The organism is Mycolicibacterium pyrenivorans (assembly GCF_025821625.1).
Lineage (GTDB): Bacteria > Actinomycetota > Actinomycetes > Mycobacteriales > Mycobacteriaceae > Mycobacterium > Mycobacterium pyrenivorans.
On sequence record NZ_JACKSH010000130.1, the window covers coordinates 1 to 14108 of the forward strand.

The following is a 14108-nucleotide window of genomic DNA, read 5'->3' on the forward strand; positions in this document are numbered from 1 at the left end:
CCGCAGACGGGCTATCGCCCGTCAACTACGAGATCAGGGAATCCAAGACCAAGCCGGAAGCGGCATAGGAAACCCTCCACGATTTCGGGGGAACCACATCGTGGGCACCTTGGCCACGATGTTGCGGGCGCGATGAATCCGGCAGCGTTGCCGCAGCGCAGCACCCATGGTGCGTTCGGCGGCGCCGATCAACCCGGGTGCGCCGTCGCCGATGACTAGCAGCGGACAGGCCAGCCCGCGCTCGCCGAGTCCGCGCAAAAACCCCCCCATGCGTCGCCGGACTCGCTGGAGGCGGCCTCGAGCCGGACGAACACCGGTTTTCCGTCGGTGTCGATGCCCCACGCCGCGAGCACCGGCTCGGCGGCTGCGCCCTGGTGGTACTTGAAGTGACTGCCGTCCAAAAACAAGTCGTCGAGCGCCACCTCGTCAAGCCGGCGGCGGCCGACCTCCTCGAACTGGGCGGCGATGTCCTCGCACACCCGCGACATCGTGGACTTCGACACCGCCGCGGACTCGCCGAGCGCCTCGGTCAACGCGGCCTGCACTCCCGGGTCGACAACCCGCGCACGAACCCGGCGATCACCAGCGACTCGAGCGCGTTAGTCTTCGTCACGCCGTTCCCGAACGGCTGGGAGGCGAACCGCTCGGTGGTGTCGCGCACCTTCGGCCGCTGCAGCGTCACCGGCCCGGCGGTGGTCTTCACCGTGGTCGGGCAGTATCCGTTGCGCATCCCGACGCGGCTGTCCTCACCCGACGCGGCGACCCGCTGGCAGCGATCCCGCCCCAAAAACGCGGTCACCTCAGCCTCGATCGGGGACTGCAGCAGCAACCGGGCACCGAACCGGGCAACTCCTCTATCGCACCCGCCAGATCCTCGCCGCCGGCAAACACTCCATCAATCTCGGCCTGCAACCGCTGGGCAGGCGATATCCTCTTCGACACGGACGTGGGTGCCTTTCCTCAGACTTCCCGGTCTTGGAGGGAACCTACATCCGGATCTTTTACACCGCTTGTGGGACACGACCTCACGCAGCTCGTCGGGGTACTTGCTGACTCGTGCCATAACTCAGATCCTCCCAATATCGGTCTCCGGACTCACCGGGGCGGTTCAGTCCGCGACGTACTCGATCATCCGGTCATTCAGCGTTGCCAGATCCACAAAGTGAGAAACGTGAAAATCATCTGCCGCAACGACTTCGCACCAGCGTCGGAAGAAAGATGACCGACGCCTACCATGCCGACTCGGCGCTGGAGGCCGAAGCGGCGCTGCTGGCCCTGGCCAAAGAACTCGACCGCACCCACCCAAGTGCGGCAGCGAGCCTGCGCGAGGGCCTCGACGAGACACTGACGGTACTCCGTCTCGGTGTGCCACCCGCGCTGGCGCGGATCACTACGCTCGACGAACTGCATCGAGTCGATGCTCTCGGTCTGCCGCGAACACGCCGGCAACGTCAAACGCTGGCGCGACGGCCAGATGGCGCTGCGCTGGTGCGCGGCCGGGATGGTCGAGGCCGGCAAGCAGTTCCGCCGCATCAACGGCCACCTGCACCTGCCGACACTCCGTGCTGCACTCGAAAGCCAGGTTGCCAAATCTGTCGTACCCAACGTGCACAATGACGAGGTGAGCGCAGCCTAATGCTCACCGGGCCGCCACCGAAGTTCCACGGAACTCGGGACATCCTCGTCTGATCGGCAAATTCCCGACTGTTGCGGCGATCAGGGAAAGCAGACTGGTGCTGGTCTCTGAGCGAAGTGACCTGTTTGGGAAGCACTCGACCGCCAGTCTCAATCAACTGCGATCAGAGAGTGACAATAGACGCCGCCGCAGTTCCGGGAGTGCCGTACACCTGAGCGTAGCCGACCTTCGGCGACCCGGGTACTTGGCGATCTCCGGCAGCGCCCCTCAGTTGCAGCACGAGCTCATGCATCTGACGCAGCCCGGATGCGCCAATAGGTTCGCCGTTCGCTATCAAACCGCCGTCGGTGTTTATCGGCATCGTGCCAGCAATTTCCGTGGCGCCATCAGCGATCAGCTTTTCCTGTTCACCGTCGGCGCAGAACCCGTTTTCCGCCATGTGAATCACTTCAGCTCCGGCGTCGGTGTCCTGCAGCTGTATGACATCGACATCCTCGGGACCTACACCGGCGCGTTCGTATGCGGCCTTCGACGCGTAGACCGTTGGGGCAACATCCTCTGCGACGGGAGCCGAAGCAGCATGCACTTCATAGGCGCCGTATGAGCGCGTTCGAATTTCCGTCGCACGCAGTAACACTGGCCGCCTCGTGAAGCGAGCGGCAATACTGGCTTTGCACATGATCACAGCGGCGGCTCCCTCGTCGGGCGCGCAAAACATGTATTGCGTCAGCGGGTAATTGAGGACTCCCGACGAAAGGATATCTTCTTCGGAAATAGGCTTGCGCCGGAAGGCCTTTGGGTTGATAGCGCCATTCCGGTAATTCTTTGCCGCGACCTTTGCCAGCGTTTCCCGGGAGATGCTGTAATCGTGGAGGTAGCGATTGATCTTCATCCCGAAGAATTTGGTGGTAACCAACTGGCCGTTCTCTGCATACCAAGCGGGCAGGCCAAATATCGAGGGATCGGCAGTGAAGGCACCCCGCGGATGTTTGTCGGTACCGACAGCAATGCCGATGTCGTACTTGCCGAGCCTGATCGCGTCCGCTGTCTGCTCAATCGCACTGGCCCCACTAGCGCATCCGTTGTAGACATTTGTAAACGGAATCCCGGTCAGACCAACCGTTCCCGTCACGGCATCAACGTGATCGACCTCGTAGCTGCTGCCCACCGCGAACTGAATGTCTTTCCAAGCGAGGTTGGCATCGGCTAAAGCGAGATGGATTGCGTCGACGGCCATTTCGATGCCCGACTTGTGCCCGTGGCGGCCGAAGGGGTGCATACCCACACCGACAATGGCAACATCGTTCATGTTCTGCTCCTTCGCTGGGTCGCGGTTGCGACTTCTAGACCGGTTCGAATGCCCATGTGACAATCTCATTGCCGTCATCATCGGTGTAGAACGGCACAAAGACGAGTCGCAATTCCATACCGAACCTGAGTCGCGACGGATCGGCTTCGGTCAGGCGTGCCTCGACACGGACTTCATCCTCAAGTTGAACGAGCCCAACACCGTAAGGCTTGAATGTATCCGCGGTCTGCCCCCCCGCGTAGGGGAACTTGGGGACAAAATTCTGCGTAGTCCAAGTGACAAGCGTTCCTTGTCGCGGAAGAAGTCTGTCTCGCATGTCCGAGCTTCCGCACCGGGGGCAGCATCCCTGCATTGGCCAGGTGACGGCCGTGCAGTCTTCGCACCTTCCCCCGATGAGCTGCGCGTTTGGCGCTGGCCAATTTGAGACATCCGATGCCAGTACCTGCTTCACCATTCACTAACCTTCGATCCGTACTCGGGTCAGGCCAGGGTAGCGACCAAACTTCGGCCGGAACGTCGCCATGACCTTATGGGTATTAGATTCAACTTTTTAGCATGTTTTGCCCCGCGGGTACAGTCAGTCACTAGCGGGCCGCCCGCGCAGGCAGAGTCTGTCTGCGCTTCGTCGCTTGACGCATCGCAAAGCTGTGGCGGTTTTGTCCTGCGGCCCGTTTTCGTCGGCGGAAGTCCTACCGGGGTGTCCATGGCGAGTCAACGGCCCGATGTGCAGGCAGCCGTTGAGCTGTCGGGCCGCGACGCCGCCGTAGCAGGGTGCAGCGCCGGCGTCAGTGGCGAACCCGTCGGTGGAGTGGCGGCGGACAGCATAGACGATAGACCCCGATCTTGGCGCGGCCTTGCCGTGCGGCGGTCGAACGTGCGATCTCGACACCGAGGCCAGCTTCATCGGTTTGTGCGCACTCCCCTCGGAGGGCAGTCACGGCTGGGCGCCGTTTCGGCACCAGCGTCGATGACCTCGCCGCCGTCAGTCAGCACTGGCGGGAAATCGTCGGCTGATTCCAATCGTCCCTATGCGCATCGCCGATTCAGCGGAAACTAGCCGCCAGCACGTCGACAACGGTTTCCTTCGAGTCCGTGCCCACCATATAGTGCTGAACTCCCTCGAGGTGACGACGCCAGTAGCGCTGCGCGGATCCTAGGTCTCCCGCACCAAGAAGCTTGACGAGCTTTGCGTGAGCACGCTGTGCGACCCGGTTCGCTGGAACATCATACCCCTCCGGATGCGCTGCGATAAAGGCTCGGTTGTGCGCAGCGATGATGTGGAACAACATGTCGGCCAACACCTTCAGCGTGATGTTCGCGCCCAACTCTACGACGGTTCGATGAAATAATACGTCATGCTCACTGTAGGCGGGCGTGCTCTCCACCAATTCTGCGCCTTCGGCGACTAAGGCATCTAAACGTTTGATGTTTGCAGGAAGACGGCGCCCGTCGGCGATCGCGATGGCCGATTCTTCCAACACTGCCCTTGCCCGATACACATCAGCCAACGGTGTGCCGTTGGACTGGAGTAAGACTCCTGTGTAGCGTGCTGCGACGCCGGGATCAGGCTTCAACACGCGAGCGCCACCGCGGGCACCGCGCAAAACGCGGATCAACTGCTCGGACTCGAGGATACGAAACGCCTCACGCAGAGTCGGCCGCGAAACTCCGAACTGCGACATCAGCTTGCCCTCGCTGGGCAACGGATCCCCCACCTCGAGCTCACCGCTGACGATTCGACGCCGCAACTCCGCCGCCACGAGTTCACCTGCTTTTGGCACTCTAATTAGAGAAGCTTCAAGTGGCACTGGCGCCGCACTCCTTCATTTCTTGGTCGCTGCTGCAGCCGCAGAGCGCGTTCCTGGGGTCGCGCCCGATTCACCGCGGCGCGACTGCCGCACGAGGCTACAAATCCGACCGGGCACGTTGCTGGACGCGACCCTGTCGCCCAATGCACTCGGGCCGCGTAGCTGTCGTCATGGCGATGACAACCAGAGCATCCCAATTTGACGCGCGCGAGTCGACTAAATCCGCCACCCTGGCACGGGGGCCACCCAACGTCACCTACCACTCGGCCGCAAAGGTCGACTCCGTCACGTCCGGCGTGCATCGATGACTCTCATTCGATTAAAACAATATATTAAGCGAAGCATACAGGATGGCAGTGCGATAAGCATGGCTTCCCCGGCCGCCCTATGCCTATGGTGGCCGTGCTCGGCTACGGTCAGAACCACGGGTTTTTCTCACCGCAGTGCTACATCCCCCTGATTGCCAAATGGCGCGAGCGCCTATACCCTACAAACCGCTATAATAACTAACCATTTGCACGGTCTTGCTGCAGTGCGGCTTTGGCTGGGCCTCCGTGTCAGCCCGCCTCAAATGGGGTTCTGCGCAGAAGGAGCATCGCGATGACTACAGCTGATGTTGCGATTGTCGGTGTCGGCATCCATCCGTTCGGCCGCTATAACGATCGCTCAGCACTGGAGATGGGTACGGTGGCGATCACGCGCGCGTTACGCGACGCGGGCGTCGAATGGGGCCAGGTCGGAAGCCTTTATGCGGGAAGCTTCGAGGTTGCGAACCCAGAGGCGGTGACAGGTCTGGTCGGTATGACCGGGATTCCTGCCCGCTCGGCACTTACCGGCTGCGCGACCGGTAATACGGTGCTGACATTGGCCGCTCGCGACGTGCGGCTTGGCGAGGCCGAATTGGCGGTGGCAGTAGGTCTTGACAAACACCCGCGCGGCGCCTTCGGCGGCCCAGATACGTCGGTCGCTGGACTTCCGCAGTGGTATGGCGACCAGGGCATGTTCCTGACTACGCACTACTTTGGCTACAAGATCGCTCGATACATGCACGACCATGGGATCACGGAACGCACTCTCGCTATGATCGCCGAGAAGAACTTCTCGAACGGGGCGTTGGCGACGCACGCTTGGCGTCGAAAGCCGATGACCGCCGATGCCATCCTATCGTCCCCGTTGGTCAACGCCCCGTTGCGTCAGTACATGTACTGCAATCCGAACGAGGGCGCAGCAGCAGTCGTCGTGTGCGCTGCAGATGTCGCGAAAAAGTACAATCCCACCCCTATCTATCTCCGGGCCAGCGCTCTGCGAAGTCGCCGCGCGGGCTCGTTCGAATTGATGCGAACCTCAATTGAGTTGCCGATCATTCCCGGCACGACTGCAGAGGCGTCCGCAGCTGCATACGAAGAAGCCGGCATCGGTCCGGAGGACGTGGATATTGCGCAACTACAGGACACCGACGCCGGCTCCGAAGCGATTCACATGGCCGAAACCGGCTTGTGCAAAGACGGCGAACAGGAGCAAATGATCGCCGAGGGTGCAACCTCGATAGGCGGTCGCATACCGATAAATACCGACGGTGGTCTGATAGCGAACGGTGAACCGATTGGGGCGTCGGGCCTGCGGCAAATTTACGAGCTGGTGCACCAGCTGCGAGGTAGCGCCGGGGACCGCCAAGTGCCGAATCAGCCTTCCGTCGCTCTGGCCCAGTTGTATGGGTCGCCGGGCGCTGCGGCAGTTGCCATCATGACTCGCTAGCCTCTCCAGTTCCGTTAGCAGCTCATCAGATTCGGTATTGGTGTGAAGCACCGGACCGACGGACGACCTTGCCGTGCGGCGGTTCGGCGCTTTCATCAGGCGGCGCCACGCAAGGGAAGTTCGTAATTTTGCCTCTTACTTCGAAGACTGCATCGTCAGCGCGGTTTTATTCAGCTATACTATTTACCTATATGGGCTACGGTGATGGGCGGTCGGAGCTCGTGAACGGCTTGCCACGCCGGGATCGGGCGCGGTGTCGACCTCCATTAGGGCTTGTCCACAACTATCGCTGCGCCTTCCGGCCCCACCTCCGGAACCTAATGGTGGGCAGAGCCCGCCGCGCGTCATTGGTTACCACTCCAGAGTGCCCGCACCTGGGTTGCAAACTGAGAGGAGATAGGCCCGTGAACATCGACGGCGCATGGCAGCTGGCTGAGGAAGAGATCTTTCAGCTCTTCGACGCAATCGCTCGAGATGGCCTACCTACGCAGATAGGTGATCATTTGACCAATCTGCGATGGTGGTCCCAGGTCAAGAATGAGTTCCCCGTGGAGGCGTGTGAGCTTCTGTTTCGAGCCCAAGGTAAATCGCTGGCTCAGACGGACTGCTTGGACAGAGCTATGCTTGCCGAGTTGTCGGCGCGTCTGAGCCAACCCGCTGATGCCGTGATTCTGCCGGATCTTTCGTTCGGCGATGAACCGGGCTCGAGTAGCGGGCAGGTGAGCGGGATTTGTGTGGGCCCGGCAGCTAGTCGGCTGGTAGTACCGGTAAGGGGCCCCTTGGGCGAGGTGTTGATTGGGGTCGTCGATGCTAGTCATATGCAAATCTCGAGAATGAACACCGTTGACCCGTCGGTTAATTGGAACCGTGTGTGCGGGCCTTTGCCCAATGATCTCGCCGAAGCTACTCTGGAGTGGAACCTTGCAATGGGCGCGGCGCATCGCGCGCTGGCCACCGAACTCATTTCCCTTGCCGACGAAGAGGTGCGAATTTGCCTGCCTGCGAACGAAGTAGAGCCACAGGTAGACGCATCGGAGTTATCGCCGACTATTCGCGAGACGCTCAGTCAAGCATTCGCTGACTTGGAAGCCGCGCGTGCGGTACTCGAGGCTTCGTGGCGGTATGGCGGGCGCTTGTCGGGTCGGAAGGCGAAGGCAATGGCCGGTCGCGCGCACCACAGAGTGTGTGAGGCGGTCGAAAGGACCACCGGGCGCGACGTGACGCGTTACGCCAAGAGAGGATTTCAGCTAAATACGCTATGCGGGTCCTACCAATACCTCGAGCGGCTTTTGGCAGAGCGCCAGCTGGAGGAACGTACGACCGTTTCGCGCTAGCAGCGCTTCGCGGCTTAGCCGACTCTCGCGACGTGAGTGTTGCCCGTGATCGTAAGGAGGTGGCGGCCTACTTTGCCTTTGAGCGCGCAATGAAACCGTTGATTCGGTCACGGAAATCTTCCGTTGAGAACGAGGTGTACTCGGCGGCCAATGAGTACTCGAGAACACCGAGAGCAGCGCGGCCGAAATGCAAATTCATTGCCGCCTTCGTGGACCGTACGGCTTGTTCAGGGAGCGCCGCCATGCTTTCTGCAAGTGTCAGCGCCTCGTCCAAGACCTTGTCGTCTTCGACTACCCGGGACACCAGGTTGAGTTCCTTGGCAACTCCAGCGGTAATCCTTTCGCCGAGGAGAATGTATTCCTTGGCCTTCATCATTCCTATCAGCAAGGGCAGAATCGCAGCGCCGCCGTCCCCCGCGGTGAGGCCGACCGCTACGTGCGGATCAGCTAGGTAGCTGTTTTCTCCCATGACCATCAAATCTGATAACAGGGCTAGCGTGCACCCCAGCCCCACCGCGGCGCCGTTGACTGCGCAGACCAGCGGTTTGTCGAAGTTGATCACTTCATTAAAGAGCGTTCGCGCCCCAGCGACTTGGCGGGCGCGCAACTCTAGGTCTGTGATCATTCGGTGGAGCATGCCCATGTCGCCACCTGCCGAAAAGGCCTTCGCACCGGCGCCGGTGACCACGACCGCCCGCACGTTTTTGTCTTCGCGCAATACGCGCCAAATCTCCTCTAGCATTCGGTGTAACGGCTCGTTGATCGCATTGAACGCGTCCGGCCGATTAATAGTCAGCACGTGCACGGTGCGCCGCCTTTCAATCTCTAACAGCGGGGCGAACTCCTCATAGGCAGAAAGCGTTGAATCTGGCATGGGCGTCATCTCCAGTGGGCTCAGCGGCGGAAGCGAACAAGGTCGCGATGGTTGGTCGTGGTAACGAGGAACGCCGTATTCGACTTGCCACTGTTGAAAGTCGCAACGAAGCAGGGTGGCACCGGTGCGAAGTTGGCAGGCACAGGGGTCTCCCTCGGGGGGTATAGTCGGAATCGCTTGATACGAAATATCAGGTATATCATTTGGCTTAACGTTCGTGCCAGGCCTGTCATGACATGCAGCGCGAGGAGGCGCTCCCCCGCGGGTAACGCAGGCGTCGGCGTGCCGTGACGAAACCTCACTCAGGTGAGGCACTCATGGTCCGAGGCCGTCGTGTTAAGAGTTCTGAATGAGAGCCCCGGCCAGCCGAGGGCAGTCTGGAAGGTGACCAACCCGCCTGCCCCGGAGGCGAACCCAGCTGATCGAGCCGTTCAGAGCTCTGCGTGACGGCGTCGAGAAGTCGGGCATCCCTGTCGCAGATCGTCACGCGCCCGGTTACGGGTCGAGGAAGTCATCAAATCCGTGGCGCGCGTGCGGGATGCCAAACACTGTCACGTCGGCGTCGTTTGGATGTAGCATTCAACAGTGCAGGTCGACGTTATGACCGTTCCGCGTCCATTGAAAGACATCAGTAGGATCGCACGGCATGCTCAAACATCCGGATTTTCCGGTCTATCATTCGGCGAAACTGGCCGTACCGCATTCCTGAACGCCGCGGTGGCGTCACAGGCCGCCCCCAGCCTCGAATTCTCTACCGGCGTCGCCGTTGCCTTTCCGCGCAGTCCGTTCATTGCGGCGGCAGCGGCGTGGGAGCTCCAAGAGGCTACCGATGGAAAGTTTCGTCTTGGGCTGGGAACACAGGTGCGCACGCACATCATTCGGCGTTACGGAGTTGCCTTTGATCATCCCGGACCGCGGCTCCGCGACTACGTATTGGCAGTGAAGGCGTGCTTCGCCGCATTCAGGACTGGCGAGCTAGACCACCACGGTGACTTCTATGATCTCGACTTCATTCCCCCACAGTGGAGTCCAGGTCCTATCGCTGTACCGGATCCAAAGGTGGATATAGCCGCAGTGAACCTTTGGATGTTACGCATGGCGGGCGAAGTGGCAGACGGATTGCATGTCAATATCATCGGTGAGCCGGGCTATCTGGCCCGCCACGTCATACCCAAGATAGCTGAAGGCGCCGCGATTTCGGGTCGCATGCCAGCAGACATCGCGGTAATGGTGCCGGTTATGACGATCGTGGGCGACAGCGACGAAGACCGCTACCGCCAGCGCGAGCGGGCGCGCGCTGAGTTGAGTTTCTTCGCAAGCACCCCCGGCTATTCTTTCATCTTCGACGAAGCAGGCTTCGAGGGGACAACCGCTAGGATTCGAGAGAAGCAGCGGGCGGGAGACCTCGATGGGATGGCATCTGAAATCACTGATGACCACCTTGGAACCTTCGCAACGGAGTCGACTTGGGATGGGCTCGAAGGCGCGCTCGTCGACAAGTACGAAGGAATTGCGACTCGCCTCATCTTTTACAACGCTCTCCACGATATGGAGAGCTTCGAGCGTTATGGGGAAGTCGCCCGACGATTATCGGTCAGATGAATGCTGGCAGTTCGCGCTGGGTGGTCGCCGTGATCGGTCCGCAGTTCCCGATGACCGTAGCAACGAAGGCGAAGGGTGGATGGCACCGCCGATGTCATCAGGAAACCGCCGGTTGCCTGGCCAGCGAGTCACGGCGCGATCAAGATTCCTCCATTCGATTAGCCGTCGCTGGGGTCAGTTCGCTGTGCCCCATCGAGCTTCGTTGGCACATAGTGCATGGTGAGCGACGTCCGCGGATTTCGTCTCTTCGCCCCGTAGACCGGCGAATGGCATTTCAGCCCAGCCGGTCGACCCGACGCGCCCACCGCGGTGAGGCCGCCACCGGCTGCTCGCCACTGGAGGTTGGTGTCCGGTCTGCTGGCCTAACAAACAACGCGGTCGATACTCGCGTATCAATACCAATTCGTGTAATCATGCATGAACAGCGAACTACGCTGCGGGACAAGGATACCGAACATGAAACTGCGAACACCGCTAACAGAACTGACCGGTATCGAGCATCCGGTCGTGCAGACGGGAATGGGATTCGTCGCAGGTGCCCAACTCGTGACGGCCACCGCGAACGCCGGTGGCTTAGGCATTCTGGCGTCGGCGACCATGACGCTGGATGAGTTGGCTGGCGCTATAGCGCAAGTCAAGGCGCAGACGGACAAGCCGTTCGGTGTCAACATCCGCGCCGATGCTACCGACGCCGAGGAGCGCGTGGCGCTCATCATCAACGAAGGCGTACGGGTCGCATCCTTCGCGATGGCCCCGAAAGCGGCGCACATAAGTCGGCTAAAGGCTGCCGGCGCGCTCGTTATCCCTTCGGTAGCGGTGACCAAGCACGCTCAGAACGTCGCCAAGTGGGGAGCCGACGCGGTAATCGTGCAGGGCAGTGAGGCAGGCGGACACACGGGACCCGTCGCCACCACCCTCCTGCTCCCTTCGGTTCTCGACGCAATAGACATCCCCGTGATCGCGGCGGGCGGCTTCTACGATGGGCGCGGGCTTGCTGCCGCGCTGTCCTACGGAGCTGCAGGCGTGGCGATGGGAACGCGATTTCTTCTCTCCGCCGATTCTCCTGTGCCTGATGCCGTCAAGCGACGCTATCTAGAAGCGCAGCTAGACGGTACCGTCGTGACCACCCGGGTGGACGGCCTGCCGCTGCGTGTTCTCCGCACTCCGCTTGTCGATTTGCTGGAGCGCGGATCTCGGGCGGCCACCCTCTTCGACGCTGCGCAGAGTGCGCTGCGGTTCCAGCGGTTTTCCGGAATGTCCTGGCGTGAGATGGCCCGCAACGGTGTAGCGATGCGACAAAACGGGGATCTGAGCTGGTCTCAAGTCCTCCAAGCCGCCAAAACCCCGACCCTGCTGCGGGCTGGGCTAGTTGAGGGCAATACCGGGGCCGGCGTGCTGGCCTCGGGCCAGGTGGCAGGCATCATCGACGACCTGCCTTCGTGCCGAGGACTGATCGAATCGATCGTGGCCGACGCTATTGAGCACCTGCAACGTACGGCCACACTCATTGAGTGACCCGGATAAACGCCTACAATGTGCAGCTTTTCGCGCCCCGACAGAACTCTCCTGGAGGACGGCCGCGGCAAAGAACGCTGCGGCAGTATCCAGCTCGCAAATCTGCTGAGCGGCCGCGGTCCGGCTATCTAGTTATTTCAATACAATGCATGTACTATTCGGGTCGACGCGGGACGGAGCCTGGAGCAGATTCCAGGTCTGAGCCCATCGTCGACGAATGACGCCAAGCTGTATGACGAGGTAGCTCATATGACGCAAATGATTGCCGAGGGTCTTTTCCGTGTGGAAGGGGACCGAGCAGTCCTGCTGGCTTCTCGGCGCAGAGGCTCAGGCGTCGTCAGGTTCCCCGCCGAGCGTCCGGAGTTGTTCGACGATGCCTGCGACATTGAGCCCGTTGAGCTTTCGACCGAGGGCACCCTGTTCACGTTTACCACGCAGGAGTTTCCGCCCCCTGACCCATATAAGGGTAAGCGTGAGGATTTCCGGCCATACATCACCGGGTACATCGAGTTGCCCGACGACGGAATACTGGTCGAGGGGCTCATCGTCACCGCAGATCCGGGCCGGCTGACGATTGGCCAGAAAATGATCGTTACGCCGAGCGTTTTTGAGACAATGGATGGACAGTCATTCTTGACCTACGCGTTCACCCCGGTTGCGGAGTCACAGTCGACAACCTCCTAAACCCCAATATTCAAAGCTCGGAGGCGAGATGAAGGTGCAGTTGGATCGCGCCAAGTGCACAGGCCATGCGCAGTGCAACGCAGTTGCGCCGGAACTGTTTCCGATCGACGACTTGGGCTACAGCGTGTTGGAGCGGCACACCGTCGAACCCGAGCACGAAGAGGCCACCCGAGAAGGTGTCAACGCATGTCCCGAGGGTGCGCTGATCCTTCAGGACGAGTGATGCACATCAGTTGGCCGTGCTTCGCTTCTCGTCTGGCCCGTTGATTGATGGTCGGTCTCGACAAGATCGCAGCGCGGACCCATAGTTGTTCCTACTAGACCGTGCGGAGGCCTATCTACGCCGCTCGCGTCACTTTGGTCTGGACTGTGCTGAGGAGGTGCGGTCTGGACGGCGCGCTGAAAGTGCTGACCACAAGTCACTGCAAACCCAAGCTCGCCGCTGAGGTGAGCCCGTCGTAGTGGTCCAGTCGTTGTGGGACTCTGTTGCCCGAGTGTTCGGGCAGGAAGAATCAGCAACGACATGGCATCGAACAAGCGCCAAGCTCGCCGAGGGCAATAAACTCCTCGCGTCCGGCCAGGCCCCTCGACGAGGTGTGCCGACATCTGGGGATTGCGGAATCGACGTGGCACCGCTGGATTGCCCAGTACGGCGGCATGAAGGCCAACGAGGCCAAACGGCTCAAAGAACTCGAAGCCGAGAATACCCGGCTCAAGAAGCTGGTCGCCAACCAGGCCCTCGACATCGACATGCTCAAGGAGATCTCGGCGGGAAACTTCTGACCCCGAACCGCAAGCGCGGCGCCGCCACGGCGCTGCGCGACCGGTTCGGGGTATCCGAACGACGCGCCTGCACCGTGGTGGGCATTCACCGTTCCACGATGCGCCTGAGGCCACCTGCGATCATCACCGAGGAGGCCGAGTTGCGTGCCTGGCTGCGCCGGTTCTCCACCGACCGGCCCCGCTGGGGATGGCGACGGGCCGCCAAATTGGCCCGCCGAGCCGGCTGGCAGGTCAACAACAAACGCATCCGCCGACTGTGGCGCGAGGAGGGCCTGCGGGTCCCGCAGCGCCGCAGGAAGAAGCGGTTGACCGGGATCGGTGTCGCCGTGGGCGCGATGTCACCGATCCGTCCGAACGTGATCTGGGCGATGGACTTCCAGTTCGACACCACCGCCGCCGATGGCCGCACCCTGAAGATGCTCAACGTGATCGACGAGTTCACCCGCGAAGCCCTCGCCATCGAAGTCGACCGTGGCATCGACGCCGATGGCGTCGTTGATGTCTTGGACCGCCTGGCCCTCACCCACGGGGCGCCCTGCTATGTGCGCTTCGACAACGGCCCCGAGTTCGTCGCACACGCCGTGAGCGATTGGTGCCGATTCGACAGCGCCGGTTCACTTTTCATCGATCCCGGCTCACCATGGCAAAACGCCTGGATCGAGTCATTCAACGGCCGGTTACGCGACGAAATACTCAACTGTGGTTCCCCGGAAATCGTGGAGGGTTTCCTATGCCGCTTCCGGCTTGGTCTTGGATTCCCTGATCTCGTAGTTGACGGGCGATAGCCCGTCTGCGGCACTGTGTCGTC

General features: G+C 61.1%; 10 protein-coding genes and 3 pseudogenes. 8 read left to right on the forward strand and 5 right to left on the reverse strand.

Translation table 11 applies throughout. From position 1 onward, the window contains the following. Positions 1–105: 105 nt before the first annotated feature. Positions 106–942 (reverse strand): annotated as a pseudogene (locus tag H7I57_RS33975) (IS256 family transposase); the annotation flags it as partial. A 166-nt stretch (positions 943–1108) separates the two neighbouring features. Here H7I57_RS33975 and H7I57_RS16195 point away from each other — a divergent pair. Then, positions 1109–1636: pseudogene (locus H7I57_RS16195) on the forward strand (transposase); the annotation flags it as partial. 163 nt (positions 1637–1799) lie between these two features. Here the strand turns inward: H7I57_RS16195 and H7I57_RS16200 are convergent. The 3 genes from H7I57_RS16200 to H7I57_RS16210 form a co-directional block, all read right to left on the reverse strand. Continuing rightward, entirely contained in the window at positions 1800–2945 is a 1146-nt protein-coding gene (locus tag H7I57_RS16200; protein ID WP_264024639.1) for a thiolase family protein, read from the reverse strand. Between the two features lie 34 nt (positions 2946–2979). Further along, on the reverse strand, positions 2980–3399 hold the full coding sequence (locus H7I57_RS16205) for a Zn-ribbon domain-containing OB-fold protein (protein WP_264024640.1): 420 nt from the start codon (positions 3397–3399) through the stop codon (positions 2980–2982). A 589-nt stretch (positions 3400–3988) separates the two neighbouring features. Next, positions 3989–4705: a FadR/GntR family transcriptional regulator gene (locus H7I57_RS16210; RefSeq protein ID WP_264024641.1), complete on the reverse strand. Its 717-nt coding sequence runs from the start codon at positions 4703–4705 to the stop codon at positions 3989–3991. 648 nt (positions 4706–5353) lie between these two features. On the opposite strand from H7I57_RS16210, the gene H7I57_RS16215 reads away from it, so the two are divergent. Beyond that, a complete protein-coding gene (locus H7I57_RS16215) occupies positions 5354–6508 on the forward strand; it encodes a thiolase family protein (RefSeq protein WP_264024642.1) in 1155 nt (384 codons plus the stop codon). Between the two features lie 404 nt (positions 6509–6912). Beyond that, the gene (locus tag H7I57_RS16220) at positions 6913–7842 is read left to right on the forward strand and encodes an acyl-CoA dehydrogenase (protein WP_264024645.1); all 930 of its coding nucleotides are present in this window, start codon (positions 6913–6915) and stop codon (positions 7840–7842) included. A gap of 67 nt (positions 7843–7909) precedes the next feature. On the opposite strand, the gene H7I57_RS16225 is transcribed toward H7I57_RS16220, so the two are convergent. Continuing rightward, positions 7910–8725: an enoyl-CoA hydratase/isomerase family protein gene (locus H7I57_RS16225; RefSeq protein ID WP_264024646.1), complete on the reverse strand. Its 816-nt coding sequence runs from the start codon at positions 8723–8725 to the stop codon at positions 7910–7912. A gap of 576 nt (positions 8726–9301) precedes the next feature. On the opposite strand from H7I57_RS16225, the gene H7I57_RS16230 reads away from it, so the two are divergent. The 5 genes and pseudogenes from H7I57_RS16230 to H7I57_RS16250 all read left to right on the forward strand — a co-directional run. Beyond that, positions 9302–10318 (forward strand): TIGR03617 family F420-dependent LLM class oxidoreductase, encoded by a 1017-nt coding sequence (locus H7I57_RS16230; RefSeq protein WP_264024647.1) that lies wholly within the window; start codon positions 9302–9304, stop codon positions 10316–10318. A gap of 456 nt (positions 10319–10774) precedes the next feature. After that, positions 10775–11833 carry an NAD(P)H-dependent flavin oxidoreductase gene (locus H7I57_RS16235; RefSeq protein WP_264024648.1) on the forward strand — a complete coding sequence of 353 codons (1059 nt, stop codon included), beginning with the start codon at positions 10775–10777 and terminating at the stop codon, positions 11831–11833. A gap of 249 nt (positions 11834–12082) precedes the next feature. After that, on the forward strand, positions 12083–12517 hold the full coding sequence (locus tag H7I57_RS16240) for a Zn-ribbon domain-containing OB-fold protein (RefSeq protein ID WP_264024649.1): 435 nt from the start codon (positions 12083–12085) through the stop codon (positions 12515–12517). A 28-nt stretch (positions 12518–12545) separates the two neighbouring features. Beyond that, complete coding sequence (locus H7I57_RS16245; RefSeq protein ID WP_264024650.1) at positions 12546–12740, forward strand: ferredoxin; 195 nt, start codon at positions 12546–12548, stop codon at positions 12738–12740. A gap of 271 nt (positions 12741–13011) precedes the next feature. Then, positions 13012–13998, forward strand: a pseudogene (locus H7I57_RS16250) (IS3 family transposase); the annotation flags it as partial. Positions 13999–14108 lie beyond the last annotated feature (110 nt).

Bases quoted from the DNA above. Each gene is read 5' to 3' on its own strand.
- H7I57_RS16235 (WP_264024648.1), top strand. From the start codon at position 10,775: ATGAAACTGCGAACACCGCTAACAGAACTGACCGGTATCGAGCATCCG.
- H7I57_RS16225 (WP_264024646.1), bottom strand. From the start codon at position 8,725: ATGACGCCCATGCCAGATTCAACGCTTTCTGCCTATGAGGAGTTCGCC.
- H7I57_RS16205 (WP_264024640.1), bottom strand. From the start codon at position 3,399: ATGGTGAAGCAGGTACTGGCATCGGATGTCTCAAATTGGCCAGCGCCA.
- H7I57_RS16245 (WP_264024650.1), top strand. From the start codon at position 12,546: ATGAAGGTGCAGTTGGATCGCGCCAAGTGCACAGGCCATGCGCAGTGC.
- H7I57_RS16240 (WP_264024649.1), top strand. From the start codon at position 12,083: ATGACGCAAATGATTGCCGAGGGTCTTTTCCGTGTGGAAGGGGACCGA.
- H7I57_RS16215 (WP_264024642.1), top strand. From the start codon at position 5,354: ATGACTACAGCTGATGTTGCGATTGTCGGTGTCGGCATCCATCCGTTC.
- H7I57_RS16200 (WP_264024639.1), bottom strand. From the start codon at position 2,945: ATGAACGATGTTGCCATTGTCGGTGTGGGTATGCACCCCTTCGGCCGC.